The 26,862-nt window shown below is 74.5% G+C and carries 29 protein-coding genes; 14 read left to right on the top strand and 15 right to left on the bottom strand.

All coding sequences use genetic code 11. The features are described 5' to 3' along the window. Positions 1-79 precede the first annotated feature (79 nt). Together ACI8AP_RS19140 and ACI8AP_RS19135 are read right to left on the bottom strand one after the other, a co-directional pair. Positions 80-913: a flagellin N-terminal helical domain-containing protein gene (locus ACI8AP_RS19140; protein WP_456590958.1), complete on the bottom strand. Its 834-nt coding sequence runs from the start codon at positions 911-913 to the stop codon at positions 80-82. Between the two features lie 128 nt (positions 914-1,041). Continuing rightward, the gene (locus ACI8AP_RS19135; protein WP_456590957.1) at positions 1,042-1,962 is read right to left on the bottom strand and encodes a sigma-70 family RNA polymerase sigma factor; all 921 of its coding nucleotides are present in this window, start codon (positions 1,960-1,962) and stop codon (positions 1,042-1,044) included. A 253-nt stretch (positions 1,963-2,215) separates the two neighbouring features. Between ACI8AP_RS19135 and ACI8AP_RS19130 the strand changes: the two genes are divergently transcribed. The 9 genes from ACI8AP_RS19130 (at position 2,216) to ACI8AP_RS19090 (ending at position 9,166) form a co-directional block, all read left to right on the top strand. Next, the gene (locus tag ACI8AP_RS19130) at positions 2,216-2,710 is read left to right on the top strand and encodes a flagellar protein FlgN (RefSeq protein ID WP_456590956.1); all 495 of its coding nucleotides are present in this window, start codon (positions 2,216-2,218) and stop codon (positions 2,708-2,710) included. A 1-nt stretch (position 2,711) separates the two neighbouring features. Further along, on the top strand, positions 2,712-4,112 hold the full coding sequence (gene flgK / locus ACI8AP_RS19125) for a flagellar hook-associated protein FlgK (RefSeq protein WP_456590955.1): 1,401 nt from the start codon (positions 2,712-2,714) through the stop codon (positions 4,110-4,112). 5 nt (positions 4,113-4,117) lie between these two features. Beyond that, entirely contained in the window at positions 4,118-5,008 is an 891-nt protein-coding gene (gene flgL, locus ACI8AP_RS19120; protein ID WP_456590954.1) for a flagellar hook-associated protein FlgL, read from the top strand. Further along, positions 5,008-5,451: a flagellar assembly protein FliW gene (gene fliW / locus ACI8AP_RS19115; protein WP_456590953.1), complete on the top strand. Its 444-nt coding sequence runs from the start codon at positions 5,008-5,010 to the stop codon at positions 5,449-5,451. The genes flgL and fliW overlap by 1 nt, the downstream gene beginning before the upstream one ends. Before the next feature lie 92 nt (positions 5,452-5,543). Beyond that, positions 5,544-5,846 (top strand): carbon storage regulator CsrA, encoded by a 303-nt coding sequence (csrA, locus tag ACI8AP_RS19110; protein ID WP_456590952.1) that lies wholly within the window; start codon positions 5,544-5,546, stop codon positions 5,844-5,846. 201 nt (positions 5,847-6,047) lie between these two features. Next, the gene (locus tag ACI8AP_RS19105) at positions 6,048-6,554 is read left to right on the top strand and encodes a hypothetical protein (protein WP_456590951.1); all 507 of its coding nucleotides are present in this window, start codon (positions 6,048-6,050) and stop codon (positions 6,552-6,554) included. 71 nt (positions 6,555-6,625) lie between these two features. Next, positions 6,626-7,726 carry a flagellar biosynthesis protein FliA gene (locus ACI8AP_RS19100; protein ID WP_456590950.1) on the top strand — a complete coding sequence of 367 codons (1,101 nt, stop codon included), beginning with the start codon at positions 6,626-6,628 and terminating at the stop codon, positions 7,724-7,726. Between the two features lie 328 nt (positions 7,727-8,054). Next, on the top strand, positions 8,055-8,402 hold the full coding sequence (locus ACI8AP_RS19095) for a hypothetical protein (protein ID WP_456590949.1): 348 nt from the start codon (positions 8,055-8,057) through the stop codon (positions 8,400-8,402). Then, the gene (locus ACI8AP_RS19090; RefSeq protein ID WP_456590948.1) at positions 8,399-9,166 is read left to right on the top strand and encodes a hypothetical protein; all 768 of its coding nucleotides are present in this window, start codon (positions 8,399-8,401) and stop codon (positions 9,164-9,166) included. Before ACI8AP_RS19095 ends, ACI8AP_RS19090 begins: the two co-directional genes overlap by 4 nt. A gap of 21 nt (positions 9,167-9,187) precedes the next feature. Here the strand turns inward: ACI8AP_RS19090 and ACI8AP_RS19085 are convergent, their stop codons facing one another. The 4 genes from ACI8AP_RS19085 to ACI8AP_RS19070 form a co-directional block, all read right to left on the bottom strand. Then, positions 9,188-11,323 (bottom strand): NlpC/P60 family protein, encoded by a 2,136-nt coding sequence (locus ACI8AP_RS19085; RefSeq protein ID WP_456590947.1) that lies wholly within the window; start codon positions 11,321-11,323, stop codon positions 9,188-9,190. Positions 11,324-11,492: 169 nt separating this feature from the next. Beyond that, the gene (locus ACI8AP_RS19080) at positions 11,493-11,684 is read right to left on the bottom strand and encodes a hypothetical protein (RefSeq protein WP_456590946.1); all 192 of its coding nucleotides are present in this window, start codon (positions 11,682-11,684) and stop codon (positions 11,493-11,495) included. 140 nt (positions 11,685-11,824) lie between these two features. Beyond that, a complete protein-coding gene (locus tag ACI8AP_RS19075) occupies positions 11,825-13,126 on the bottom strand; it encodes a citrate synthase (RefSeq protein WP_456590945.1) in 1,302 nt (433 codons plus the stop codon). A 127-nt stretch (positions 13,127-13,253) separates the two neighbouring features. Next, positions 13,254-14,684: a class II fumarate hydratase gene (locus ACI8AP_RS19070; RefSeq protein WP_456590944.1), complete on the bottom strand. Its 1,431-nt coding sequence runs from the start codon at positions 14,682-14,684 to the stop codon at positions 13,254-13,256. 171 nt (positions 14,685-14,855) lie between these two features. Here ACI8AP_RS19070 and ACI8AP_RS19065 point away from each other — a divergent pair, with 171 nt between their 5' ends. Both ACI8AP_RS19065 and ACI8AP_RS19060 read left to right on the top strand, forming a co-directional pair. Further along, positions 14,856-15,518, top strand: coding sequence for a hypothetical protein (locus ACI8AP_RS19065; protein WP_456590943.1), 663 nt, complete (start codon positions 14,856-14,858; stop codon positions 15,516-15,518). 58 nt (positions 15,519-15,576) lie between these two features. Beyond that, positions 15,577-16,242, top strand: coding sequence for a DUF1707 domain-containing protein (locus ACI8AP_RS19060; RefSeq protein WP_456590942.1), 666 nt, complete (start codon positions 15,577-15,579; stop codon positions 16,240-16,242). 71 nt (positions 16,243-16,313) lie between these two features. Here the strand turns inward: ACI8AP_RS19060 and glpX are convergent, their stop codons facing one another. Beyond that, positions 16,314-17,366 carry a class II fructose-bisphosphatase gene (gene glpX, locus ACI8AP_RS19055; RefSeq protein ID WP_456590941.1) on the bottom strand — a complete coding sequence of 351 codons (1,053 nt, stop codon included), beginning with the start codon at positions 17,364-17,366 and terminating at the stop codon, positions 16,314-16,316. Positions 17,367-17,539: 173 nt separating this feature from the next. Between glpX and ACI8AP_RS19050 the strand changes: the two genes are divergently transcribed. Then, positions 17,540-18,166, top strand: coding sequence for a DUF4245 domain-containing protein (locus ACI8AP_RS19050; protein ID WP_456590940.1), 627 nt, complete (start codon positions 17,540-17,542; stop codon positions 18,164-18,166). Positions 18,167-18,372: 206 nt separating this feature from the next. Next, positions 18,373-18,555 (top strand): hypothetical protein, encoded by a 183-nt coding sequence (locus tag ACI8AP_RS19045; protein ID WP_456590939.1) that lies wholly within the window; start codon positions 18,373-18,375, stop codon positions 18,553-18,555. A gap of 50 nt (positions 18,556-18,605) precedes the next feature. Here ACI8AP_RS19045 and ACI8AP_RS19040 read toward each other — a convergent pair whose 3' ends face one another. The 3 genes from ACI8AP_RS19040 to ACI8AP_RS19030 form a co-directional block, all read right to left on the bottom strand. Continuing rightward, positions 18,606-18,824 carry an exodeoxyribonuclease VII small subunit gene (locus tag ACI8AP_RS19040; protein WP_456590938.1) on the bottom strand — a complete coding sequence of 73 codons (219 nt, stop codon included), beginning with the start codon at positions 18,822-18,824 and terminating at the stop codon, positions 18,606-18,608. Then, entirely contained in the window at positions 18,821-20,083 is a 1,263-nt protein-coding gene (xseA, locus tag ACI8AP_RS19035) for an exodeoxyribonuclease VII large subunit (protein WP_456590937.1), read from the bottom strand. The genes ACI8AP_RS19040 and xseA overlap by 4 nt, the downstream gene beginning before the upstream one ends. A 76-nt stretch (positions 20,084-20,159) precedes the next feature. After that, the gene (locus tag ACI8AP_RS19030; RefSeq protein ID WP_456590936.1) at positions 20,160-21,419 is read right to left on the bottom strand and encodes a hypothetical protein; all 1,260 of its coding nucleotides are present in this window, start codon (positions 21,417-21,419) and stop codon (positions 20,160-20,162) included. Positions 21,420-21,564: 145 nt separating this feature from the next. Here ACI8AP_RS19030 and ACI8AP_RS19025 point away from each other — a divergent pair, with 145 nt between their 5' ends. After that, complete coding sequence (locus ACI8AP_RS19025; protein WP_456590935.1) at positions 21,565-22,536, top strand: 4-hydroxy-3-methylbut-2-enyl diphosphate reductase; 972 nt, start codon at positions 21,565-21,567, stop codon at positions 22,534-22,536. Between the two features lie 15 nt (positions 22,537-22,551). On the opposite strand, the gene ACI8AP_RS19020 is transcribed toward ACI8AP_RS19025, so the two are convergent. From ACI8AP_RS19020 to ACI8AP_RS19000, 5 genes are all read right to left on the bottom strand, one after another. Further along, on the bottom strand, positions 22,552-22,752 hold the full coding sequence (locus ACI8AP_RS19020) for a hypothetical protein (RefSeq protein WP_456590934.1): 201 nt from the start codon (positions 22,750-22,752) through the stop codon (positions 22,552-22,554). A 53-nt stretch (positions 22,753-22,805) separates the two neighbouring features. Then, positions 22,806-23,468 carry a DUF6542 domain-containing protein gene (locus ACI8AP_RS19015; RefSeq protein WP_456590933.1) on the bottom strand — a complete coding sequence of 221 codons (663 nt, stop codon included), beginning with the start codon at positions 23,466-23,468 and terminating at the stop codon, positions 22,806-22,808. A gap of 186 nt (positions 23,469-23,654) precedes the next feature. Beyond that, positions 23,655-24,737 (bottom strand): DNA recombination protein RmuC, encoded by a 1,083-nt coding sequence (locus ACI8AP_RS19010; RefSeq protein ID WP_456590932.1) that lies wholly within the window; start codon positions 24,735-24,737, stop codon positions 23,655-23,657. Between the two features lie 41 nt (positions 24,738-24,778). Beyond that, positions 24,779-25,318 carry a methylated-DNA--[protein]-cysteine S-methyltransferase gene (locus ACI8AP_RS19005; RefSeq protein ID WP_456590931.1) on the bottom strand — a complete coding sequence of 180 codons (540 nt, stop codon included), beginning with the start codon at positions 25,316-25,318 and terminating at the stop codon, positions 24,779-24,781. Further along, on the bottom strand, positions 25,318-26,799 hold the full coding sequence (locus ACI8AP_RS19000; RefSeq protein WP_456590930.1) for a DNA-3-methyladenine glycosylase 2 family protein: 1,482 nt from the start codon (positions 26,797-26,799) through the stop codon (positions 25,318-25,320). The genes ACI8AP_RS19005 and ACI8AP_RS19000 overlap by 1 nt, the downstream gene beginning before the upstream one ends. Positions 26,800-26,862: the final 63 nt, after the last annotated feature.

Raw genomic sequence — 26,862 nt, 5'->3', positions numbered from 1 at the left:
AGTGAGGGGGGAGGCCCGAAGGCCTCCCCCCTCACCGGGGTGGTGCTGAGGGGCGTGCCTCAGCTGCTCGGTGCTGGGATCAGCGGAGCAGCGAGAGGACGCTCTGCGAGGCCTGGTTGGCCTGGGCGAGCATGGCGGTGCCGGCCTGGGACAGGATCTGGGCGCGGGTGAACCCGACCATCTCCTGGGCCATGTCGGCGTCGCGGACGCGGCTCTCGGAGGCGGAGAGGTTCTCGATCGCGACGTTGAGCGAGTTGATGGTGCTCTCGAAGCGGTTCTGCGAGGCACCCAGGGTCGCCCGAGCGCTCGACACCGTCTGGATCTCGGCGTCGATGGCGTCGAGGTCGGCATCCGAGGTGGTGTAGGTGCCGGCCTTGAGGTTCGTCACGACTGTTCCGATGGCGGTCGCGACGTCCTTGATGTTCTCCAGGCTGACCGAGACGGTTTCGCCGCCGTTGGCGCCTGTCTGGAAGCTGAGCGTCGCAGCGCTGCCGTTGAGCAGCTTGGTGCCGTTGAAGTCCGTCCGGTCGGCGATGTTGTCGAGCGCGCCCTGCAGCTCCTCGACCTCTTCGGCGATGTAACCGCGGGCGGTCGTCGTGACCACGCCGGTGTTGGAGGCCTGCACGGTGAGGTCACGCACCCGCTGGAGGATGGAGTGGACCTCCGTCATGGCGCCTTCTGCAGTCTGGACGACCGAGACACCGTCCTGGGCGTTGCGGACGGCCACCTTGAGCCCGCCGACCTGCGAGCGCAGGCCCTCGGAGATCGCCAGGCCGGCCGCGTCGTCGGCGGCGCGGTTGATGCGGAAGCCGGAGGAGAGCTTCTCCAGCGACTTGCTCATCTGGCTGTCGGTGATCGACAGGTTGCGGTGAGCGTTGAGCGCCGCGATGTTCTGGTTGATGCGCAGACCCATGGTGATCCTCCTTGGACGGGGTCGTACTCGTCGGTCCCGCTGCGTCCGTGCTGCGGGTGAGCAAGGAGGATCACGGCAGGAAGGGCCCGCAACTTGAGGAGGGCTGCGTGTCTACCCGCAAAGGTCACTCATGCGGGTTGTGCGACCGCCCCCGACGGCCCCGACGGCCACCCGGCCGCCCGGGGGTGGGGGAGTGGCGTGTGTCGTGCAGCCCCGGTAGCCGTTCGGCCGGTCACGCGGTCGACGTACGCGCGTTGCTGGTTGCGTGCGCGCACCCCGCCGTCCGCGGGGACCGTCCTGCCTTCCCAGATCTCGCTCATGGCGGCGTGCAGGAGGGTGAGTGCCCGTGCGCGCATCTGGGAGACGCGCGACAGCGTCACTCCGAGGTCTTCCGCGATGTCGGTCAGTGATTCATCACCGAAGAAATTCCGCTCGACGACCTCGTCGAGCCGGTCGGGCAGCGCCCGGATCGCCGCGTGCAGGTGCCGGGCGCGTTCCCCCCGCAGGACCGCGCGTTCGGGCGACTCGCCGCTGTCGGGCAGGTCGAGCGCCGTCCCGTCGGGGCCGGCCTCCGCGTCGATGCTGACCATCACGGCCCGGTGGACGTCGACCTGCAGGTGATCCAGCTCGCTGCGGGCGACACCCAGGCTCTGCGCGAGCTCCTCGCGCGTGGGCGGCCGGCCCAGGCTGATGGTCAGCGCGTCGGCGGCGGCGTCGGTCCGCCGGGCCGCGGCGCGCACCGATCGGCTGGCCCAGTCCCCGGAGCGCAGCTCGTCCAGGACCGCCCCCTGCAGCCGCGCCAGGGCGTAGGTGGCGAAGGAGGCGCCCGCGTCCGGGTCGAACCGTCGTGCCACCTCGACCAGGGCCACGTGGGCGCAGGACAGCAGGTCCTCCCGGCTGACGTGGCCGGGGAGCGAGATGCGGGAGGCGACGGCGTTGACGGCGAACGCCGCCAGCGGCAGGTGTTCGGTCACCAGCGCGTCGACCTCCTGCGGGGAGCGCCCCTTGACCGGGTGCGGGACCCGGCCGTTCTGGGGGCGTTCGCGCAACGGCCGGTCGTGGGCGGGCCGCTCACGGAGGGGTCGCTCGGTCGCGAGGGAACGGACTGGGGTCACGTCCGTATCTCTCGGCGGTCGGTACCGAGGTCGGCACCACCCGTCGGCACAAATCCTGTCGAACTTGAGCGCCAGTTCCGCCCTTCGGCTCAACCCCTTCCGGACGGGTGCCGATGCCAGCTCCGACAGCGGGTCGTCCTGGCCGGGGGCCGGGGGACCGCGAGCACGAGCGAGACGACGGAAGGCGGTGGACGGAGTGGACTACCAGCACCTGTCGACGTTGCTGTGGCGGGAGCAGGAGCTCCTGGACCTCCTGCTCTTCAAGGCCGAGGAGAAGCAGTACCTGATCCTCACGGGCAAGAGCCGGTGGCTGGCGCGCATCGCGCACGAGATCGAGGTGATCCTCGACCAGCTGCGCACCCTCGAGGTGGAGCGGTCCGCGGCCACCGAGGCGATCGCGGGGACGCTCGGCCTCGCGAGCGACCCCTCCCTGCGGCAGGTCGCCGACGCCGCCCCCGCCCCCTGGAACGACCTCCTGGCCCAGCACCACGAGGCGTTGCTGGTGCTGATCACCGAGCTGCGCAGCCTGTCCGACGCCAACCGGGAGCTCATCGAGGGCGGCCTGTCGGCCATCGGGGACGCGCTCACGCGGACGCGGTCGTCCTCGGCCGGCACCTACGGCGCGACCGGCCGGCACTCCGACGGCACCTACCGCGCGGTCACCCTGGACGGAGCACTCTGACGTGAGCACCTTCAGCCTCCTGAACACCGCGACCACGTCCCTCTGGGCGCAGCGCCGGGCGCTCGACGTCACCGGCCAGAACATCTCCAACGTCAACACCGACGGGTACTCCCGCCAGCGGGTCGACATGCAGGCGATCGGCGGCAGCGCGGTCCCGGCTTTCTACTCCACCGGCGACGGCATCGGTGGTGGGGTGAACGCCGACGAGGTGACGCGGATCCGTGACGCCTTCCTGGAGGGGCGCGGGCACACCGAGCACGCCAACCGGGCGCAGCTGACCGCCGAGACCGACGCGTACCAGCTCGTGGAGCAGGCCTTCCGCGAGCCGGGCACCACCGGCCTGCAGAACCTCATGGCCGACATGTGGCGCGGATGGCAGGACGTGGCCAACAAGCCGGAGGACCCGGCTGCGCGGGGACAGGTGCTCAAGCGGCTGGAGACGCTCGTCGGGGGACTGCACTTCAGCAGCGCGCAGCTGGACGGGCAGTGGCAGCAGACCCGCGAGAACCTGGGCGTCCTCGTGGACGACGTCAACGCGGCGGCCGACACGATCGCCCAGCTGAACACGGCGATCCTGCGCGCCTCGCAGAGCGGCCTGCCGGCCAACGACCTCACCGACCAGCGTGACCTGCTGGTCATGAAGCTCGCAGACCAGGTGGGGGTGTCGGTGCGGCCGCGGGACGGTGGCGTCGTCGACGTGCTGGTCGGCAGCGTCACGCTCGTCGCCGGTGGGACGGCGTCGAAGCTCGCCGTCCAGGGCACGATCGACCCCGCCGGTACCGCCGGCGACCCGCCGCGCATCGTGACCGCGACCGGGGGGCTCGCGGTCACCGTCGGAGGAGCCGCCGGAGGGCAGCTGCACGTGCTGAACTCCATCCTGCCGACCTACCGCACCGAGCTCGATGGCGTCGCCTCGTCCCTGGCCGCCGCGCTGAACACCGCGCACGCCGACGGCTACGATCTCGACGGCCTCCAGGGCGGTCCGCTGATCGGCTCCTCGGGCGGACCGGTGACGGCCTCGTCCATCACCGTGGTCCTCACCGACCCGCAGAAGGTCGCGGCATCGTCCATCGGCCCGGGCGTCCCGAACCTCGACCGCGGGAATGCGGACAAGCTCGCGCAGCTGGGCAACGGTGTCGCCTCACCGGACGCCGCCTACCGCAAGATGATCGTCGAGCTGGGTGTCCAGTCGGCGGTCTCGCAGCGCAACCTCGGCATCCAGTCGGTCATCACCGGGCAGGTGGACGCCGCCCGGGAGTCCGTGGCCGGGGTCAACCTCGACGAGGAGATGACCAACATGCTGTCCTTCCAGCACGCGTACTCGGCCGCGAGCCGGCTGGTCTCGGCGATCGACGAGATGCTCGACGTCCTGATCAACCGCACCGGCCGCGTGGGGCTGTGATCTGAGTGCGCATCACGCAGAAGGCCGTCGCCCTCACCAGTCTGCAGGGCCTCAACCGTAACCTCGACGCGTTCGGGAAGCTGCAGCAGCAGCTCACCTCGGGCAAGCTCATCAACGCGCCGTCCGACTCGCCGACCGGTACGAACAAGGCGATGCAGCTCCGGTCGGAGCAGGCCGCGGTCGAGCAGTTCGGCCGCAACATCTCCGACGCCGACAGCTGGCTGTCGATCACCGACTCCACGCTGCAGAACATGCTCGACGTGACCCGGCGGGTCCGGGACCTCACCGTGCAGGGGGCCAGCACCGGCAGCTCGTCCGAGGCCAGCCGGCGGGCGCTGGCCACGGAGGTGGCGTCGCTGCGCGAGAGCCTGCTCGGGCTGGCGAACACCACCATCCAGGGGCGCCCCGTGTTCGGCGGGGTGACCACCGGCACCACGGCCTACAGCGACGCCGGGGTCTTCCAGGGCATCGCGGGGGCCGACGGCGCAGACGTCATGCGGCGGGTCTCGTTCACCGAGGAGGTCCGTGTGGACCTGACCGGGCCGGAGGCCTTCGGGCCGGCCGGGGCCGACCTGTTCGCCCTGGTCGCCCGGATCGCCGACGACCTCGTGAACGACCCCGCCGCCCTGGACCAGGGGCTGGTGGACCTGGACGCGGCGATGAAGCGGATGCTCGGCGGGGTCGCCGACGTCGGTGCCCGGGCGGCGCGGGTCGAGCGCGAGCAGCAGATCAACAGCGACCTCGCGCTCAACCTGGAGACCCAGCTCGGCGGGGTCGAGAACGTGGACCTGCCGAACACCATCATGCGGCTGCAGATGCAGCAGGTCGGCTACCAGGCGGCGCTGCAGGCCACGGCGAAGGCCATCTCGCCGACGCTCATGGACTACCTGCGCTGATGACCATCCTCGCCGACAGCCCCGCAGTGGGCCCGATGACGACGGCGCCGGCTCCGCCCCCGGTGCAGGTGCTGTCGTTCACCGAGCCGCTGCCGGGGTTCCCGGACCACTCCGACTACGTGCTGGTCGCCGGGGACGCCGCCGGGCTGCTCTTCTGGCTGCAGGCGGTCTCGCCGGACGGTCCCCGGTTCCTCGCCGTGCCGGCGCGGGAGTTCTTCCCGGAGTACGCCCCGGTCGTCCCGGCCGACGTCCGGGCCGGTCTGGGTCTGAGCGACCCGGCCGATGCCCGGGTCTACTGCCTGGTCAGCGTGCCCGGTGGCGACGTCGCCGAGGCCACGGCCAACCTGCGGGCCCCGGTCGTCGTCGCCCCCGCGACGCACCGGGCGCAGCAGGTCGTGCAGACCGACGGTGCGCATCCTCTTCGTCGGCGCCTGCGCCGATAACCTCAGTGCCGCCGCGTCGGGGACGCGGCCCCGTGCCCGCAGCCGCGGGCACCGCCACGGACGGCCACCCACACACCCATGGAGGGGTACTCGTGCTCACACTCACCCGCAGCGTCGGCGAGACGATCCGCATCGGCGACGACATCGAGGTCCACGTCGTCGAGGTGCGCGGAGGCACCGTGCGACTGGGCTTCAAGGCCCCGCGCGAGGTCACCATCCACCGCGAGGAGGTCTACCGGCAGATCGCCGAGGCGAACCTGCTGGCGGCCCAGGTCACCGCGGACGCGCTCGGCGCGCTGGCGGCGTTCGCGCCCACGGCCCAGTCGGACGCCGACCCCGACGGCGCCGGCGCGGAGAGCCCGCGTCCGGCCGAGGCGGCGCGCCCCGGCGACTGACAGAACTGCACGGCTGTCGGGGGGTGCTCCTCGGCAGTCCGTGCCAATCTGACGGCCCGATGGGGCTGGGCGACCGCGACACGGGCAACTCTTGCCGAAGCTTCGCCCTGACTACTGCGATGGACACAGCGAGTTGTGTGCCGTGTCCGCAGCGTGCATGCGGCAGATTCCTCCCCAGGCAAGTGACAGGGGGCGATCAAGATGGCACGTAACGCATGCACCGCTTCGGTGGCGGGGGACCAGACCGGCGACCAGGAGTCCGTGGTGGTCCACGTGCAGCTGCGACCCCGCCGGGGCGCCACCCGCAAGTGCCTCGCGGCGCTCGCGGCGCTGGCCGCCGAGCACGAGGGCGTGGTCGTCGCGGTCACCGGCCTCAGCAAGGACGACCGCGTCGTCCGGGTGACCGTCGGCGTCGATCTCGGACCCCGGGCAGCGGTGGCGAAGTTCTCGCCGCAGGCCCAGGCGGCGTACGCGTTCGTGTCGGCGGTGTTCACCTCGCTCTACGACCACATGCCGGTCTACACGGCCGAGCCCAGCGGTGCCGAGCGCGCCGCGGCTACGACGCTGCTCGAGCACGCCGCCGTCGGTGCGGCCCGTGCCGACGCCCTGGGCGCCGACATGTTCGAGGCGCTGCCCGACGCCTCGGCGCCGGCCTCGCCCGTCCCCGCGCCGCGCCGCCCCGGCCCGGGGGAGCGCATCCCGGCCTGACGGCCTCCCGTGCAGTGCGGGGTGCCGGCCGCCCGGCACCCCCTTCTTCCCCGTAGTGCCCAGGAGTACCGATGCCCGACCGCGTCCCGTTCCCGACGTCCACCACCGACGACCGACCCCGTACCCGCGAGCCCCTCGTCTTCGGGGGGATCCCCGAGGCCGACGGGTGGGCGCTGGCGCCCATCACCCCGCGCGACCGGGTGCACTTCCGGGTGGACCACGAGCTGCCGCTCGACGAGTTCCGCCGGGACCTGCCCGAGGGCGTCACGGTCAGCTACGACCAGGGTGACGGTCTCTACCGGGTGGACGGCGCCTGCGGAACCGCCGCCGTGCTCGCCGACTGGGTCAAGGCCTGGTGTGCCGGCCGGGGCACCACCACCATCGGGCTGCGCGCGGAGACCGGCGTCCGCCGGCGCGCGCCGCGCGACCTGCCGCCGGCCTTCCTCGACGACCTGTGCCGGCACTACGGGCCGGTCAGCCTCAAGCGCCTGCAGCGCAACATGAGCACGATCCGCCTGCACCTGCCCGACCCCGACGACCTCGGCCAGCAGGTCTACGAGTGGATCCTCAAGGCGGTCGCGCAATACGACGAGAACAAGTCCGTTCCGTTCGGTGCCTTTTTGGCCACCCAGCTGTCCAAGTGGGTGCACGACCTGGGGCGCAACGCCCACGGGCGCACCGCGGCCGACACCGAGCACAAGCAGCAGAAGGCGATCGCGGCGTTCATGGCGGAGCACCAGCGCCGCCCCAGCGAGAAGGAGCTCGCCGCCTACATGGGGCAGAGCGTCGCCACCTTGCGGCGCAACTCCCAGACCGTCGCCACGCTGAACGGGCTGCGGAACCTGCAATCGCTGGACGGGGCGCCCGAGGCCACCGAGATCCTGCTGCCCGACTCCTCCGAGGCGCCGGACGAGATCATGGGGGAGGCCGAGCAGACGCTGCTCTCCCACGCCCTCACGGCCGCGTGCGCTCCCGACCCGGACGCCCGCCGCGATCAGCGGGCCGGCCAGCCCAACGTGCTCGGCTGGGCGACCTGGTACCTGACGACCTGGGGTGGGCAGACCAAGACCCAGCTGTCGGCCGACCTCAACACCTCGGTGCGCAACATGAACGTCTACGCCGACCGGGTCGAGAAGGCGCTCAAGGACCGGCTGGCCGAGCTCGCGGACTGAGGAAGGACCCCGGCCCTCGCACCCCGCGCAGACGCGGGGCGAGCCACCGGACAAGGCCATCGAGATCCCGTGATCTCGGCCGTCGCCCCGCAGGGGAGCGGTCGAGATCACGGGATCTCGGCATGTGCGCCGCGCAGAGCGGTGACGTGCGGGGCGGGGTGGCGTGGGCGGACACGCCCGGGAGAATCGAGCCGGAAAAGGACCCGTCGGCGGGTCGAAGTCGGTCCGAGCCTGCCGATATCCACCTCGTGACACCCCGCCCGAGGAACCGCCGCCCGGCCCATGCGCCGGGCCCGGGGCCCAGGGCGTGGTACCGGAGCGGTGCCCGGTGAGCGCGCTGCCCGCGGGCGACGCCGGGTGCCCGGCGCTCGTGCCGCACTGGCTGGACGCGACCGCCCGCGAGCTGCTCGCCGCATCCGTGCGCACCGCCCTGGACGACAGCGCCGTTCACCCGGTGGCCAGCATCCACCTGCACGACGTGCTGACCGAGCTGCACGTGGCCGCCGCGCGCGAGGCGGTCTGGCCCGCCTCCACCGCACGGGTCCGCCTGGCCACCGGGTGGGACGAGGACGTCCTCCCCGTCCGGCTCAGCCGGGCCGAGCTCGCCGCGGTCCTCGGCCTGCCGGCGCTGCCGGCCCGGCTGCGCGGCCTCCTCGGTGCCGGGGACCGCCCGTGACCCCCGGACCGTTCGGCACCACCTCGTCCACGCGTCTGCTGCAGCGGTTCCGGACCACGTCCGTCGACGTCGTCGACCTGCACGACGTGGCCGCGCAGCTGCTGCCGCGGCTGTCCTCGCAGCGCCTGCGCCTGGGGCTCGTCAGGCGACCGGGTGCGGGCACCGTGCTGCACGTCGAGGAGGACGAGCGGGTGCAGCGGGTGCCGCTGACCGACCTCGCCGAGGACATGAGCCGGGCGGGGATCCCGGGCACGACCGCGGGCATCGCCGCTGCGCTGGGCACGTGGGTGGCCCGTCGGCCCGTGACGGACGCGGCCGCCGCCGGCGAGGGGATCGCCGTGCTGGACTGGTCGGACCGGTCCGAGACGGCGGTGGGCTGGACCGTCGTCGTCGTGCGCGGTGAACTCGCCGTGCCCTGGGTCCCCTCACCGGCGGCGCGCACGGTCGAGCTGCACCGTGTCCGCTCCGCGGCGACCGGCCGGGCCCACGAGGTGTCACCGGAGCTGCGCGTCGAGGGGCCGTTGGCGCTGTGGTCGCACCGCGCGGTGCCGGTGCTCGCGTCGGCGGCCCTGGTCGCCCCGGAGCTGATGCGGCAGCGCATCGCTGCCGCGGGCCTCGCGCTGCCCGACATGCACGTGGTCGTGACCCCGCACCGGCCGGTGGTCTGCGCGGATCCCGGGGTGGCGCGACGGCTGGCCGGGCAGGCCAGCGAGGCCAGTGTGACGCTGCCCTGGCGGGACGTCGTCGACCTGCCCTGGATCTGAGCACCGCCGGCCGCCCGTCGCTCAGGAGATGTAGCCGTACTCCCAGTGCCAGGGCTCGGGCTTCTCCGCACCGGGCCGGGCCCACTCCGGCTGCACGAAGCCGAAGCGCGCGGCGTTGGCCGTCATCCAGTTCCACTGCGGGGTGTGGGCCACGTTGATCCCGCCGCCGAGGTCGATCGCCAGCGCCCAGCCGTGGTTGGACGTCCCGGGCACGGCCGCCAGGGTGGGCTTGGCGTAGTAGGCCGCCACCTGGCCGCCGAAGGAGCGGTAGGAGTCGGTGAGGTGCAGCGGGGTGCCGAACTCGGCGGTGAAGGCGGCGTCCAGCTGGGCGTAGGCGGCGGCCGCGTCGCACCGCAGCGCGTGCCCGGCCACCCCCAGCCGGCACAGCGCCTCGGCCGGGATCCGGCCGTTGGACCAGCCGCCCCACGCCGGGCTCACGGGGCCCGGCGCCGGAAGGGGAGCGCCGCACGCGCCGGTCCCGCCGCCGGCGGGGAGCGCCGGGCTGGGCTCGACCGGGCGGGGCAGGGTCACCCGTACCGCCGACGAGCCGGCCGCCATCGAGCGGACGGCCACCTGGTAGGAGGCGGCGGAGGCGCCGATGACCTGCCCGTCGCCCAGGTAGATGCCGACGTCCTGCCCGCCGGGGGCGAAGACCAGGTCGCCGATCTGCACGTCGCGCGCCGGCACCGGTGCGCCGGTTGCCCACTGGGCCGCGGGGTCACCGGGCAGGGCGTACCCGGCCAGCAGCCAGGTGCCGGCGGTGAAGCCACCGCAGTCGTAGGTCTCCGGCCCCGCGGTCCCCGCGACGAAGGGCTTGCCGAGCTGTGAGAGGGCGTTGCTGACCGCGGCCACGGTCTCGGCCGGCAGCACCGTCACCGGTTCGCTGCCGATGACGGCCCAGGCCACGCCCGGGATCGGCCGGCCGTCGGCGTCCAGTGCCGGGGACAGGCCCGGGGGGAACGTGGCGGCATCGGCCAGCGCGGCAGCCGGCGGCGGCACGAGCCCCGCACCGGCCAGGCGCCCGAGGTAGTCCTGCCAGCGCCGCGTGGCGGCCTCGTTGCGCTGCTGCTGGGGACCGGCCGCGGGGATCGCCCCGAGACCGGCGAGCCGGCCGGTGACCTCGGGGGGGAGCTCGCCCACCTCGTCGCGCACGGCGGCGAGGACGCCGGCGGCGCGCTGTTCGGCGACCCGCAGGGCGGCGCGGGCGTCCGCCACGCGGGAGGAGGCTGCCTGCAGCCGGGCGGCGGCGCGCTCCGCCCGGACCACGCTGCCCTCCAGCGCCCGCCCGGCCCGGTCGGCGATGGCCACCCGGGTGAACGTCGCGGAGGTGGTAGCGGGCCGGTCGAGGTCCAGGCCGAGCACCGGGTACCGGCTGGTGCCGTCGGCCCGGTAGAGCTGCGCCGCGCCGGCGCCGACGGCGTGCCGCATGGTGGCGAGCTCGGCGCGCACCGCGTCCTCGGCGGTCAGCGCGTCCGTCAGCCGGTCGCGGGCCCGTCCGGCCTCGTCGGCCAGCCGGTGGTAGCGGTCCGCCTGCTCCAGCAGGGAGCTGCGCGCGGTGAGCGCCAGCGCGGTGGGATCGAGGGCCGAGCCGCCACCGTCGGGCGACTGCGTCCCGGGCAGCAGCACCGCCAGGGCGGCCGGGATGAGGAGGGCGCTGGTGGCGATGACGCCGAGGCGGGCCGACCAGCGGGAACCGGGACGCCGGGTGCCGCCGGTGCGCCGCCGTCGGCTGGGGGTGCGTCGAGTCGCGGCCCGGCCGGTGGCGGGGCGCCCACGGCCGGCCGCGGACCCGGGCGCCGGGCGCCGCGCGCCGGCGCCACCAGAGCGGCTGCCGGTGCTACCGGAGCGGGTGCCGGTCCCGCCGGAGCGGGCGGCGACGGCCGCCCGGGCCGCGGCCAGCTGCTCGGGCGTGACGCCGGGGCGGGCGGCGGCCGCCTGGCGCAGGGCCAGCGCGTCGCGCAGTGCCGCGGCCTGCGCCGGGGTCAGGGGCGGTCGGGCCGGGGAGCGCTTCCCGCCGCTCGCGCTGCTGCGGGCCGACGAGGTGCGGGCAGCCGACGACCGGGGGGCGGTACGGGTGCCGGCCGCGGTGCGGCCGGCGCTGGTGGACCGCGCGGTGCGCGGGGCAGCCGCACGCCCGGGTGTCCGCGAAGCAGGCACTGCGTCCCCCGGGCGATCTCGTCGTGACGGATGGGGCTCCTGGTGCTGCTGTGGTCAGGAGCTCTCCGCACATCCATCGACACGCCGGGGGAGGTGCTTGAAGAACGAGGGGGAGCAGATCACCCGTTCGGGGTGGGGTGAACCTGGGGGGAGTCGCCGAGCAGGCGGCTCAGGGCGCCCACCAGGCGCCGTGCCGGTGTTCCAGGGGGATCCGCAGCTCGCCGCCGTCCTCTGTGGAGACGACGAACTCCAGCTTCGTGATGCGGACGGGCGGGCCGTCGCCGTCGGGCTCCAGCAACCGGCCGGTCGCCAAGGGCATGGGCGGCAGGACGAGGAGGTCCTCGTCGGGGAGCTCGGCCATGCGCGGTCCTTCCGAGAGCGGGGTCGCACCCACCGTAGGGATCGCGCCCGGGGACGCAACGGGCCGGGTGACCTGGAGGGTCACCCGGCCCGGTCAGGCCCCGTAACGGGCCGGCGAGGGACGAGGGGCGGGGTCCTCGCTCAGCGCGCGTCGAGGGGGACGTAGTCCCGTTCGGTCGCGCCGGTGTAGAGCTGCCGGGGACGCCCGATCTTCGTGCTCGGGTCGGCGATCATCTCGCGCCACTGCGCGATCCAGCCGGGCAGCCGGCCGAGCGCGAACAGCACGGTGAACATGCGTGTCGGGAAGCCCATCGCCTGGTAGATCAGCCCGGTGTAGAAGTCGACGTTCGGGTAGAGCTTGCGCTGGATGAAGAACTCGTCCTTCAGCGCGATCTCCTCGAGCTGGCGCGCCAGGTCGAGCAGCTCGTTGTTGCCGCCGAGCTTGTCGAGCACCGTGTCGGCCGTCGACTTCACGATGGCCGCGCGGGGGTCGTAGTTCTTGTACACCCGGTGGCCGAAGCCCATGAGCTTGACGCCGGGCTCCTTGTTCTTCACCCGCTCGACGAAGCGCGGGATGTCCCCGCCGTCGGCCCGGATCGCCTCCAGCATCTCCAGCACCGACTGGTTGGCCCCGCCGTGCAGCGGGCCGAAGAGCGCGTTGATGCCGGCGGAGACCGAGGCGAACAGGTTGGCGTGCGAGGACCCCACCAGCCGGACCGTGGAGGTCGAGCAGTTCTGCTCGTGGTCGGCGTGCAGGACGAAGAGCATGTCCAGCGCCTTGGCCAGGTCCGGGTCGACGTCGTAGGGCTCGGCGGGGAAGCCGAACGTCATCCGCAGGAAGTTCTCCACCAGGCCCAGCGAGTTGTCCGGGTACAGGAACGGCTGACCGACCGACTTCTTGTACGCGTACGCGGCGATCGTCGGCAGCTTCGCGAGCAGGCGGAGCGTGCTGATCTCCACGTGGTCCTCGTCGAAGGGGTCCAGCGAGTCCTGGTAGAAGGTCGACAGCGCGCTGACGGCCGAGGAGAGCACCGGCATGGGGTGCGCGTCCCGCGGGAAGCCGTTGAAGAACTGCTTGAGGTCCTCGTGCAGCAGCGTGTGGCGGCGGAGCTTGCCGTCGAACTCCGCCAGCTGGTCGGCGGTGGGCAGCTCGCCGTAGATCAGCAGGTAGCTGACTTCCAGGAAGCTCGACTTCTCCGCCAGCTGGTCGATCGGGTACCCGCGGTAGCGCAGGATCCCCGCGTCCCCGTCGATGTAGGTGATCGCCGACGTGCAGGCGGCGGTGTTCACGAAGCCGATGTCCAACGCGACCTTGCCGGTCGTCGCCAGCAGCTTGCTCGTGTCGATGCCGTCGGCGCCCTCCGTCCCGGTTTTCACGGGGAGGGGGAGCTCGCCGCCCGGCCAGCGCAGGGCTACGTCTGGGGTGCTCGCTGTCTCGGTCATCGTGGACGACGCTAGCGCGCCGGGGTCCCCGTCGCGGCTCGAGCCGCCGCGCCGGAGCGAGAGCTAGACCATTTCGTGTCCCAGCCGTCCCGGGCCGGCGCCGCGCCGGCCCGGGACGGTCCCCGGGTCAGGGGTGCGTCATGGAGAGGACGTCGAGAGCCTCGTCGAGCTGGGCCTCGGTGAGCCTGCCCTGCTCCACGTAGCCGCGCTCGACGACGACCTGGCGGATCGTCTTCTGCTCGGCCAGCGACTGCTTGGCGACCTTGGCCGCCTCCTCGTAGCCGATGTACTTGTTCAGCGGCGTGACGATCGAGGGGGAGGACTCGGCGTAGGTGCGGCACTGCTCCACGTTGGCGGTGATGCCGTCGACGCACCGGTCGGCGAGCAGCCGGCTGACGTTGGCCAGGAGCCGGATCGACTCGAGGATGTTGCGGGCCATGAGCGGCAACGTCACGTTGAGCTCGAAGACGCCGGTGGTGCCCGCGTAGGTGACCGCGGCGTCGTTGCCGATCACCTGGGCGCCGACCTGGATCACCGCCTCGGGGATCACCGGGTTGACCTTGCCCGGCATGATCGAGCTGCCCGGCTGCAGGTCGGGGAGGGCGATCTCGCCGAGCCCCGTGCGCGGGCCGGAGCCCATCCAGCGCAGGTCGTTGGCGATCTTGATCAGGCCGACGGCGATCGTCTTCAGCTGGCCCGAGCCCTCGACCAGCGCGTCGCGGGAGCTCTGCGCCTCGAAGTGGTTGCGGGCCTCCGTCAGCGGCAGCTCCATCTGACCGGCCAGCTTCTCGATGATCGCGGCGGCGAAGCCGGGCGGGGTGTTGATGCCGGTCCCGACGGCGGTGCCCCCGAGGGGCAGCTCGCCGATGCGCGGCAGCGAGGCCTCCAGCCGCTCGATCCCGTAGCGGACGGCGGCGGCGTAGCCCCCGAACTCCTGGCCGAGGGTCACCGGGGTGGCGTCCATGAGGTGGGTGCGGCCGCTCTTCACGACCTCCGCGAACTCCTCCGCCTTCCGCTCGAGCGAGGCCTCGAGGTGCCGCAGCGCCGGGATCAGGGTGACGACGATGGCGCGGGTGGCGGCGATGTGGATCGCCGACGGGAAGACGTCGTTGGACGACTGCGAGGCGTTGACGTGGTCGTTCGGGTGCACCGGCGCGCCGAGGGACTCGGTGGCCAGCGAGGCGATGACCTCGTTGGTGTTCATGTTGCTCGACGTGCCCGAGCCGGTCTGGAAGACGTCGATCGGGAAGTGCGCGTCCCAGTCGCCGCGGGCCACGGTCCCGGCGGCCTCGGTGACGGCGTCGGCGATCGACCGGTCGAGGACGCCGAGGTCGGCGTTGACGGCGGCCGCCGCTCCCTTGATCGCCGCGAGCGCCCCGATCAGCTCCCGCTCGATGGGCGTGCCGGAGATGGGGAAGTTCTCGACGGCACGCTGGGTCTGCGCCCGCCACTTGGCCCAGGAGGGAACGCGGACCTCTCCCATGGAGTCGTGCTCGATGCGGAAGTCGGGGGTGTCCTGACCGCTGCCGTCCTGCGCTGCGCCGTTCTGCTGGGCCACGCTGTGCTCCCGGTGGTGTGGATGGTGACAGTGCTCCGCACGGGACCCTAGACACCCCTGGGGGTCCCGGTCGGTCCCGCCCTCGCGCGGGCCGCCGAGGAGAGGGGTGCGCGCCGCAGTGCTGTGCGCTGCCACGGTGCCGAGCCGGCACGAGCCCCCGAGGAGGGCCCCATGTCCCAGCCGCCCCCGACGCCGGACGCCGGCGTTCCGTCGTCCCCGCAGCAGCCGGGCGATCCGAGCTGGCCGGCTCCGGCGGCGGACTGGCCGGCGCCGGGTGCCCAGCCGGTGCCGGACTGGGCGTCCGCCGCCGCCTGGCAGCCGACGCCGGCGCCGCTCGCGCCGGCCCCCGCTGCCGCGCCGTCGCACCGTGGCCGCTGGGCGATCGCGGGCGCGGCGGTGGGGGGGCTGGCCGTGGGGGCCGCGGCGACCACGCTGCTGCTGAGCGCCGTGGTGCTGGGTGGCGCGGAGGACGTCGGCCGGGCCGTGGCGGCGGAGCTCGGCCCGGCGCTGACCGACGGCATCCGCGAGGGGATGGTCGAGGGTTCGCGGGCGCAGATGGAGGACGCGGGCGAGTACCTGGACGAGGAGATGGGCGGCTGGTACGCCGGCGCGCCGGGCGGGGCCGTCGAGGAGTCCCCGCCGGTGGAGCCCGGCGACCTCGGGCCGGACCCGATCCTCGACGCCTACGCGCAGGGCTGCTTCGACGGGGAGCTGCAGGCCTGCGACGACCTGATGTACGAGTCGCCGCCGCTGTCGGCCTACGAGCAGTACGCGAGCACCTGCGGGGGCCGGGTCAAGGCCTACACGGTGATGGCCTGCACCGAGCTGGGCTGAACCGAGCTGGGCTGGACCGGGACCTGCGCGGCGATCTCCTCGGCTAGCGTCCCGGTGCGTGAGCTCTCCCGAGGACCCGTCCCCTCCACCGGCCGTGCGTGTCTCCGACGCCGAACGGGAGGCGGTGGTGGCGCAGCTGCAGACGGCCGTCGGCGAGGGCCGCATCGACCTCGACGAGTTCGGGCAGCGCGCGGAGGCGGCCTACGCGGCGATCACCCGTGCCGAGCTCGACCAGCTGGTGGCCGATCTGCCGCCCGACGCCTCGCCGCGCGTGGAGATCGTGGGGCAGCGTGCGGCCGAAGAGGTGTCGAGCGTCTTCGGTGACATCACGCTGACGGTCGCGACGACCCCGCCGCAGCGGGCCGGCACGGTCTTCGGCGACATCCGCATCGACCTGCGCGGTCTGCGGACCGGCGCCGACCGGATCGACCTGACGCTCAGCACCGTCTTCGGCGACATCGACGTCATCCTGGCCGAGGGGGTGGACGGGGAGCTGCACGGCCGGACCGTCTTCGGCGACCGCAAGGTCGAGCTGGCACCGGTGCCGAGGCTGGCGGGTACGCCGCTGGTCGTCGTCCACGCGAGGACGATCTTCGGTGACCTCCGGCTGCGCAGCCTCGCCCCGGGGGAGTCGGCGAGCCGGTGGGCCGCGCTGATGGAGCGACTCGCCGGTCGCCCGGGACAGCCGCCGCAGCCTCCGCCGCCTCGTCCGCCCTTGCCCTGACCGGCACGGCGTGGCCCTGCTGCAGGGGCCCGCCGCGAGCCCGCGAGCGGTGGGGGCAGCAGGGTCCTCTTTCAGTCCTCGCGGTCGAAGGGCACGGCGGAGTAGGCGCGCAGCTTCTCCAGCGAGTGCAGGCTGTCGATCGAGCGGATGGTGCCCGACCGGGAGCGCATGACCAGCGACTGGGTGGTGCACCCACCGGCGCTGTAGCGGACCCCGCGCAGCAGCTCGCCGTCGGTGATGCCGGTGGCCACGAAGAAGACGTCGCCGCGCACCAGGTCGTCGATGTGCAGGACGCGGTCGAGGTCGTGCCCGGCGTCCAGCGCCTTCTGCCGCTCGTCGTCGTCCTTGGGCCACAGCCGGCCCTGGAGCGCGCCGCCCATGCACTTGAGGGCGCAGGCGGTGATGATCCCTTCGGGCGTGCCGCCGATGCCGAGCAGCAGGTCCACTCCGGTGCCCTCGCGGGCGGCGGCGATCGCGCCCGCGACGTCGCCGTCGGTGATGAACTTGATCCGCGCCCCGGCCTCGCGCACCTCGTGCACCAGCTGCTCGTGCCGCGGGCGGTCGAGGATGCAGACGGTCACGTCACCGACCGAGCTGCGCTTGGCCTTCGCGATGCGCCGGATGTTCTCGGCGACCGGCGCGGTGATGTCCACGACGTCGGCCGCGGCCGGGCCGGTGGCCAGCTTCTCCATGTAGAAGACCGCCGACGGGTCGTACATGGCGCCCCGCTCGGCGACCGCCATGACGGCGATGGCGTTGGGCATGCCCTTGGCCATCAGCGTGGTGCCGTCGACCGGGTCGACGGCGACGTCGCACTCCGGCCCCTGCCCGTCCCCGACCTGCTCGCCGTTGTAGAGCATCGGCGCCTCGTCCTTCTCGCCCTCGCCGATCACGACGACGCCCTTCATGCTCACCGTGCCGATGAGCGCGCGCATCGCATCGACGGCCGCGCCGTCACCACCGATCTTGTCGCCGCGGCCCACCCAGCGACCGGCCGCCATGGCGCCCGCCTCGGTGACCCGCACGAGCTCCATGGCCAGGTTGCGGTCGGGCGCCGGTCGATCGGCGCTGAACGGGCGCCCGGAGGCCGGGGAGACGGGGGCGTCGGGGAAGGGGAGCGACACAGGACCTCCTGGAGAAGGACCCCGTCCTCCCCACCCCTCGTGAGCTCGGGGTGGGGCCCGGGACGGAGCCGGGGCGACCCTGCGACCGGCCGCTCCGGCAGAACCGGATCGACAGGAGGCCGCACGGGCGCTGGGCGGCGGTGGGGGGAGAGCTCACCTGCGATCCTAGGGGCATGACCGGATCCGGCCCTACGAGCCAGCGTCCCCAGCACCCCGATGACGTGGCCGGGCCCGAGGCCGAGGTCCCGCCGCCGTCGTCCGCCGCCGAGCGGGCCAACCGGATGAGCGCGGCGAACATGCTCCGCTCGCTCGTCCCGCTCGTGGTCATCTGCCTGCTGATCGTGGCCTGGCAGGCCTTCCGCAACAACCCGGACGACCCGGTGCGGGAGATCGACCCCACGAGCACGCTGCGGCTGGCCGAGGCGGAGTCGGAGTACGCCCTGCTGGTGCCCTCGCTCGGTGAGGACTACCGCCCGACGAGCGTGCGCACCGATGCCGGCACCGGCCCCGAGGGGGCGCCGGTCACCGTGCAGCTGGGGTACGTGACGCCGGCGGGTGACTACGCCGGATACGTGGTGAGCGACGACGCGGACGCCGACGCCGTCGACGCCGTGCTCGACGGCGCGACGGAGGACGGCGGGGCGGAGATCGACGGCGAGCGGTGGACCCGGTCGACGACGCAGCGGGGCGAGACGGCGTTCTCGCGGGTCGCCGACGGGGTCACGCTGGTCGTCACCGGCTCGGCCGCGGACGACGAGCTGCGCGAGGTGGCCGCGGCGGTCGCCCCCTTCCGGGGCTGACCCGCGAGGGGGTACAGCGTGCGACGCAGGTCACGAGAGGGTGACGCCCCGGTGCGTCGCGGGCCGGGACGGCCGGCAGGGGTGACGCTGTCGGGCATCAGCCACTGACCCGACCGTCCACGAGGAGACCCCGGATGCCGCCACACGAGGAGTGCCCCCGTAGTGATCACCGGGCCCCGGCCGAGGGTGGGTCGTGCGCCTGCGGCATGGTGACGCGCATCCCCGCCGCCCCCGCCGGGGTGGACGTGCGGGACGTGCTGGCCCGCTGCCTCGACGAGGGGGCAGTGGGGTCTTCCGCGCTCCAGCAGCGGGTCGACCGGGTGCTGGCGGCCTTCGCCGAGGCCGGCCTGGTGATCGCCCCGGACGCCGGCGTGCGTTCTCCCGCCTGAGCTCCTCCGTCGCGGGCCGTCGCGGCAGTGCGCGCCGGCCGAGGAGCCGCTCAGGGCTCCTCGCCGGGCGCGGCGGCGGCCAGGCGCTCGCGGGCCCGGTCGAGCCAGTGCTGGCAGACCCGGGCCAGATCCTCCCCGCGCTCCCAGAGGGTCAGCGACTCCTCGAGGGTCAGGCCGCCGGCCTCCAGCCGCCGCACGACGTCGGCCAGTTCCTCCCGGGCCTGCTCGTAGGTGGTCGTCGGCTCGGGGGTGCGCTCGTCGGCGCTCATGCGGGGTCCTCCTGGACGGTGGTGGCTTCGGTGCCGGGGGAGGCGGTCGCGCTCCGGTCGACGCGGACGGGGAGCCGGCCGCCGGCGACCCGCACCCGCAGCAGCTCGCCGTCGGCCACGTCGCCGGGATCGCGCACCAGCGCGCCGTCGGCCCGCTGCACGACGGCGTAGCCGCGGTCCAGCGTCGCGGCCGGGGAGAGGGCGGCCACCCGTGCCCGGGCGTGCTCCAGGTCGCGCTCCGCCGCCTCGACGCGGTGGGTGAGCGTCCGGCGGGCGCGGGTGCGCAGGCCCTCGACGTCGTCGGCCCGGCCGTGCAGCAGCCGGTCGGGGGAGGCGAGCGCCGGCCGGGTGCGGACCGACTCCAACCAGCGCTCCTGCTGCTCCAGCCGGGCGGCGACCAGGTGCCGGGCGCGGGCGCGAAGCCCGTCGACGAGCCGCCGCTGCTCACCGATCTCCGGCACGATCCGGTGGGCGGCGTCGGTAGGGGTGGCGGCCCGCACGTCGGCGGCGTGGTCGACGAGCGTCGTGTCGGTCTCGTGGCCGACGGCGGTGACGACCGGGGTGCGGCAGCCGGCGACGGCGCGCACCAGGCCCTCGTCGGAGAAGGGCAGCAGGTCCTCGACCGAGCCGCCGCCGCGGGCGATCACGATGACCTCCACGGCCGGGTCGGCGTCCAGCTTCCGCAGCCCCTCGATGACGTTCGCGGCCGCCTGTGGCCCTTGCACGACGCAGTGGTGCAGCGCGAAGCGCACCGCCGGCCACCGCCGGCGCGCGGTCACCAGCACGTCCCGCTCGGCGGCGCTGTCCCGGCCGGTGATCAGCCCCACGACGCCGGGTGCGAAGGGCAGCGGCCGCTTACGGGCCACGGCGAAGAGGCCCTCGGCGGCCAGCAGGCGGCGGATCCGCTCGATGCGGGCGAGCAGTTCACCCAGCCCGACGGCGCGGATCTCGGTGGCCCGCAGGGAGAAGGAGCCGCGGGCCACGTAGTAGTCGGGCCGGGCCCGCACGATGACGCGGGCGCCCTCGGTGAGCTCGAGGCCGGGGCGTTCGGCGACCTCGCGGTGGCAGGTGACCGGCACCGACAGGTCGGCCGCCGGGTCGCGCAGGGTGAGGAACACGGTGGCCGCACCGCCCCGCCGCGACAGCTGGGCGACCTGCCCCTCGACCCAGACCTCGCCCAGCCGGCCGATCCAGTCGGCCACCTTGCGAGCCACCGTGCGGACCGGCCACGGCGACTCGGGGGACGACGGGGCGGTCATGACCTGAGGGTGTCAGACGGCACCGACACCCCCTGGGCTGCCCCCGCACCGATCCGACCGGGGCAGGGGCCGTCCCTCAGGTGCCCCGCGGGGCCAGCGGGCTGGCCTCGACCGCCTGCTCCTCGAGCTTCTCCAGCCGGTTGCGCAGCATCCGCAGGTACGGCTCGCGCGCGCGGGTGGCCTGCTCGTAGGCCAGCAGGTCGGAGACCGTGTTGAGCTGGTAGCCGCGCAGACGGCCGCGCAGCTGGGCGATCGAGAAGCTGTCGTAGCCGTCGACGGGGGCCGCCCCGGCGGCCTGGGCGCCGGACAGCTCGCTGCCGCCCTGGGGGTCGTCGGTCGGTGCGGCGGAGCCCTCCCCGACGGCGCCGACGGCCGCTCCCTCGTCGATCGCGGCGTCGGTCCCGGCGGTGTCGGTGCCGCCCACGTCGGTCCGCACACCGGTGGCGGCGGCGACCGGGCTGCCGCTCTCGTCCACGGCGACGTCCGGGCCGGCGTTCGTGCCCGTCGCGGCGGTGGCGGTGCCGTCGGTGGCCGCGACCGTCTCGTCGGTGCCGGCGCCTTCCTGCGGCTCCTCGACGACGGCGATGCCCTCGTCGGTGACCGCCGCGTCGACGGTCGCCACCTCGCCGCCGGCGGTGAGCACGTCGACGCTCTCACCACCTTCGGGCTGCTCGGCAGCAGCCGCCGGAGCGGGCTCGGACTCCAGCAGCGCCCGCTCCAGGGCGCCGGCGTCCTCGGTGACCACCGCGTCGTCGGCGGCGAGCGCGTCCGCGGGCCCCTGGTCCAGCGGGTCGGTGTCGGGCACCTCGGGGACGACCTCGTCGATGGCGAGCTCGTCGAGCACCTCGTCGGTGCTCGGCGCCTCCTCCACCGGCAGGTCGGTGAGGGCCTGCTGGGCCTCGTCCGCGCCGTCGGCGAGCTCCTCGAGGCCGTCGGCGAGGTCCTCCACCAGCTCCTCCCCGAGGTCGTCGATGGCGGCGACCACCGCGTCGGCGGCCGGGTCGTCGGGGAGCTCGGCCACCTCCTCGTCGGTGATCGTGCCGCCGTCGGCGGCCCGGTCGAAGGCGGAGCCGCGGTAGCCGGTGGGCGGCTCCACGTCGTCGTCGAAGGTCGCCAGACCGGGCTCCGCCTCGCCGCGGAGCCCGACGAGGAGCTCGTCGCCGCGGGCGACGAACCCGGCGTAGGTCTGCTGCACCTTCATCGCGTGCTGCATCGCCATGCCGATCACGCGCACGGGAAGGCCGGGCAGGGTCTCGGGGAGCTTGCGCGCCTCGTCGAGCACGGTGGCCGCCAGACCGGCGGCGGCGCGGACAACCTCGGGGATCTCACGGGCCATGCTGCACAGCGTGCCCCAGAACGCCCCGCCCGACACCCCCGACCAGGGATGATGCGCCTGCAGGAGGGATGCGGCTGGTCACATCCGTGTCCGGGGCCACCCGTGCACGCCCGCCCGGCGGCCCTCACCCACCTACCATGGGCCCATGGCTGAACAGCGCGGACGTGTCCTGCTGGCCGATCCCCGGGGGTACTGCGCCGGCGTGGACCGGGCGGTGGTCGCCGTCGAGCGGGCGCTGGAGATCCACGGCGCCCCGGTGTACGTCCGCAAGCAGATCGTCCACAACAAGCACGTCGTCGCGACGCTGGAACGGCGCGGGGCGATCTTCGTGGAGGAGACGGACGAGGTGCCCGAGGGGTCGGTCGTCGTCTTCAGCGCGCACGGCGTCTCCCCGGCGGTGCACCAGGAGGCGGCCGACCGGCAGCTGCGCACCATCGACGCCACCTGCCCGCTGGTCACGAAGGTGCACCAGGAGGCCAAGCGGTTCGCCCGGGACGACTACGACATCCTGCTGATCGGCCACCGCGGCCACGAGGAGGTCGAGGGCACCTCCGGCGAGGCCCCGACCCACATCCAGCTCGTCGACGGGCCCGAGGACGTCGCGAACGTCCAGGTGCGCGACCCGGAGAAGGTCGTGTGGCTGTCGCAGACCACGCTGTCGGTCGACGAGACCCTGGCCACCGTCGACCAGCTGAAGAACCGGTTCCCGGGGCTGCAGTCGCCGCCCAGCGACGACATCTGCTACGCCACGCAGAACCGGCAGCAGGCCGTGAAGCAGATGGCCGGCGAGTGCGACCTGGTCCTCGTGGTGGGTTCCACGAACTCGTCGAACTCCGTGCGGCTGGTGGAGGTCGCCCTGGAGGCCGGCGCCCGCGCCAGCTACCTGGTCGACTACGCCGCGGAGATCGACGAGGCCTGGCTCGAGGGGGTCGGCACCGTCGGCGTCACCAGCGGTGCGTCGGTGCCCGAGATCCTGGTGAGCGAGGTGCTGGACTGGCTCGCCGTCCGCGGTTACCCCGACGTGGGGACGGTGAAGGCCGCCGAGGAGCGGCTGGTGTTCGCGCTGCCGCACGAGCTGCGCCGGGCAGAGAAGGCGAAGCGGGACACCACCGACTGAGCACGCCCGCCGGCCTCAGCCGACGCCACCCCCGAACGTCCAGTCGTTGCTGCTGGGGGAGCCGTGGGATGGGGCGCCGTGCCTCGTCGACAGGTGCGGGGCGTCCGACCGGCCGCTGCGCCGTTGGCGCCGCACGACGATCAGTGCCAGGACTGCGAGGAGGGCGCCCCCCGCGGCCAGCCAGAGCAGCAGCTCCATGACGTCGTCCTCCTCCATCCCCGGCCCACCGTCGGGGCGAGCGTGTCAGGGCGGCTGTAGGGCCGCCGTGGTCAGCGGCGGGTGACCAGCCGCACGACGCTCAGCAGGAGGGCGATCGCGGTCGCGACGGCCATCGTCGGGAACCCGCGGACCAGCAGGGTCGCCATGGTGGGCAGGTTCAGCGTCGCCGAGGGGGCGAGGACGATGTTCACGACCGCGACCAGCGTGAAGACCAGTGGCGGCGCGACGATGACGGTCAGCAGGTCCCGGCGCCGGACGAGCAGGGTGGCCGCCGAGACCCCGATCGCCAGCGCGACCAGCGTGATCAGACCCAGGCCGATGCCGAAGAACGAGTCGACCGCACCGCCGGCGAGGGTCAGCAGGAAGACGCCGAGCACGGCGAGGGAGCCGCGCAGCCGACTCCCCGGTGCGGCGGCGGGCGACGCGGTCTGCGCACGGCCGCGCTCCTGCGCGGGGCGCCCAGCGCTCGGCCGCGGCGGGCCGGGCTCGCGACGGCGGGGACCGGCCGGCTGTGACCGGTCATCCGCGTACTCGCGCTCGGCCGCGCGCAGGCGCTCGCCGGCGCGACCGGGTGCGGGTGCGCCGGCACGGGACGGGCGCGCGGGGCGGGCCGGGCGGTCGCTGGCGACGGGGGGACGCGGTGCGCGTGCGGGGTACGGCCGATCGGGCCGTCCTCCGCTCTGCCATGCGCCCGCCGTGCTCGCCGTGGCCATGGCGCACCTCCGTCCCGCTCCCGAGGACGACCCGGCTGGCCGACCTCCGGGGCAACGGTAGCGACCCGAGCTGGCAGTTCGCGGGAGGAGGCCATCGCGTCGCAGGCATCCTGTGGTGGCCCAGTAGCGCAGGGTGATGGTTGTGACGGGCGGGGTGGACGAGTCCGTCCGGCGGTCCGGCCCGCGTCAGCCCGCGGTGCCGTCGCGCTCCTCCACCCCGGCCGGGTCCAGCCGCCCGAGGTCGTCGGCCGGCCGCAGCGTGCGGATGGTCGCTTCCACCGGGGCAGGCTCGGGTACGGGGGCCTCGGCGATCCCCAGGTCGTCGAACCGGCGCGCGGCGGTCAGCACCGAGCGCTCGTAGGAGCCGACCGTCTCGTTGTAGCGGGTGAGCGTGGTCGACAGCGCCGAGCCCAGGCGGGTGAGGTGCCCGGAGAGCGTGCTGAGGCGGGCGTGCAGCCGCCGGCCCACCTCGAGCACCTGGTCGGCGTCGCGGGCCAGCCGCTCCTGGCGCCAGGAGTAGGCGACCGTGCGCAGCAGAGCCAGCAGGGTGCTCGGCGTCGCGAGCACCACGTCGCGGGCGAAGCCGTACTCGAGCAGGCCGGGTTCGGCCTCCAGCGCCGTCGTCAGGAACCCGTCGGAGGGGACGAACAGGACGGTGAACGGGGCCGCCGGCCGGAAGGCGGTCGGGTACCGGCGGGCGGCCAGCTGGTCGACGTGGGTGCGCAGCTGCCGGGCGTGGGCCACCACCCGCTGGGCGCGGACGTCGCGGTCCTCGGCCTGCACCGCCTCGATGTAGCCGGCGAACGGCACCTTGGCGTCGACCACCACCTGCCGGCCGTCGGCCAGGGTGACGACGAGATCGGGGCGGACCCCGGCGCCCTCGTCGTTGGTGCCGCCCGGCTGCTCGACGAAGTCGCAGTGCTCGAGCAGGCCGGCGACCTCGACCACGCGCCGCAGCTGCACCTCGCCCCAGCGGCCGCGGACGTGCGGCGTGCGCAGTGCGGTGACGAGCGCGGCGGTCTCGTGCTTCAGCTGCGCCGAGGCCTGGCCGACTGTGCCCATCTGCTCGCGCAGCTCCCCGTGCGCGGTGGCCCGGGCCCGTTCCATGCCGGCCAGCAGCCGGTGCAGGTGGTCGAGCGACTCGTGCACCGGCTCCAGCCCCGTGTCCTCCGGGCGGCGGCGGGCGAGCAGGGTGACGACACCCAGCGTGATCGCGGCACCGAGCAGCGCGCCCAGGAGGAGCCCGAGGATGAGAGAAGCGGCGTCCATGGGCGCGACCCTGCCGGAGGGGTGCGACAGTTCCGGGGAGGTCAGCCGGCGGGCACGCCGGCGTGCGCCGCCTCGTGGTCGAGCAGCCAGCGCTTGACCGGCGTCCCCCAGCGGAAACCGCCCAGCCCGCCGCCGGAGCCGAGCACCCGGTGGCACGGCACGAACAGGGCCGTCGCGTTGCGGGCGCAGGCGTTCGCCGCCGCGCGCACCGCCGCGGGGCGGCCGCACCGGGCGGCGAAGGCCGCGTAGGTGTCGGGCGCCCCGGCCGGCACTGTGCGCAGCACGTCCCAGGCCTCCTGCAGGAACGGTCCGGAGCGCTGCCGGACCGCGACGGCGTCGATCGCGCCCACCCGGCCGTCGTGGAACTCCTCGACGGCGTCGAGCACGTCCAGTCGGGGGGCGAGCGCGCTGGACACCGGACGGAGGGACGGGTGCACCACGGCCAGCAGGTCGGCCACCTCGGCGGTCCAGCCGCTGGCGAGCACGACCTCCCGGCCGTCGGGGTCGGTGTCCACCACCACGGTGAAAGGGCCGGGTGCTGTGGCGACGGTGGCGTGCCGGGTGCGGGTCGGGACGGTCATCAGGCGCTCCTCGGGAGGGCGGGCGTGCGGGTGAACAGGGACGGCGCGGCGAGCGCCCACAGGTGCATCACGGCGTAGGAGCGCCAGGGCCGCCAGCGGGTGGCGGCCTCGACGTCGGAGCTGCCGAGCGCGGCCAGCGACCGGCGCAGCGCGAGGTCGCCGGGCAGCCACACGTCGGGATCGGCGAGGCCGCGCAGGGCGACGAGGGCCGCCGTCCAGGGGCCGATGCCGGGGACGGCGAGCAGCGCCCGCCCGGCCGCCTCCCGGTCGGCGCCGGGGTCGAGCGCGATGTCGCCCCGGTCCAGCGCGGCGGCCAGCGCGGTGACCGTGCGGCGCCGTGCGCGGGTCAGCCCCACCGCGCCGAGGTCGGCGTCGGCGAGGGCGGCGGCCCGGGGGAAGGCGTGGGTGAGCGAGCCGACCGGCTCGGCCAGCGGTGTGCCGGCGGCCAGCAGCCGCGCGGTGAGCGTCCGTGCGCCCGCGACCGACACCTGCTGCCCGAGCACCGCGCGGACCGCGAGCTCCTCGGCGTCCGGCGAGGCGGGCACCCGCCGCCCGGGAGCGGCGGCGACGAGCGCGGCCAGCGCGGGGTCCCCGCCCAGGGCCTCGTCGACGGCAGCCGGGTCCGCGTCCAGGTCGAGCATCCGCCGGCAGCGGGTCACCGCGGCGCCCAGGTCGCGCAGCTCGGTCAGCCGCAGGCGGGCGGTCACCGCGGCGCTGCCGTCGGCCGCCGGGGACAGCCGGACCACCGCCGGGCCGTGCGGCAGGTCGAGCACTCGCGAGAAGGTGCTCCCGTCCCACTCCTCGAGCCCGGGGACGGCGTGCGCGCCCAGGAAGAGCAGGACCTCGTCGGCGGCGTACGGCGCCCGGGCGGCCAGCCGCAGCGTCAACCAGCCGGGCTGCCCGGCCGGGGCGCCGCGGCGGGCGCGGCGCAGCTCGGTCGGGGTGGTGGCGAACACCTCCCGCACCGTGTCGTTGAACTGGCGCACGCTGGCGAACCCGGCCGCGAACGCGATGTCGGTGACCGGGAGCCCGGTGGTCTCCAGCAGCACCCGGGCGGTCTGCGCACGCCCGGCCCGGGCCAGGGCCAGCGCGCCGACGCCGAGCTCCCCGACGAGCAGCCGGTGCAGCTGCCGCTCGGAGTACCCCAGCCGGGCGGCCAGGCCCGGCACCCCGGAGCGCTCCACCTCGCCGTCGGCGATCAGGCGCATCGCCCGCGCGACGACGTCGGCGCGCACGTCCCACTCGGGGGATCCGGGGACGGCGTCGGGACGGCACCGCCGGCACGCCCGGTACCCGGCCCCCTGGGCGGCGGCGGCGGTGGAGAAGAAGGTGACGTTGCGGGCGAGCGGTGTGCGGGCCGGGCACGAGGGGCGGCAGTAGATGCCGGTGGTGCGCACCGCGGTGACGAACCATCCGTCGAATCGTGCGTCCCGGCCGGCGACGGCGCGGTAGCGGCGTTCGTGGTCCAGGAGCTCGGTCACGTCGTCGAGCATGCCAGTGCAAGGGGACGGCTCCTGGCGGTTTTCGGACGCCGCCGTGGGGGT

It is taken from the genome of Blastococcus sp. SYSU DS1021, from assembly GCF_054050995.1.
The sequence above is the reverse complement of the archived record's forward strand: the minus strand, read 5'-3'. Positions and strand labels throughout refer to the sequence as shown.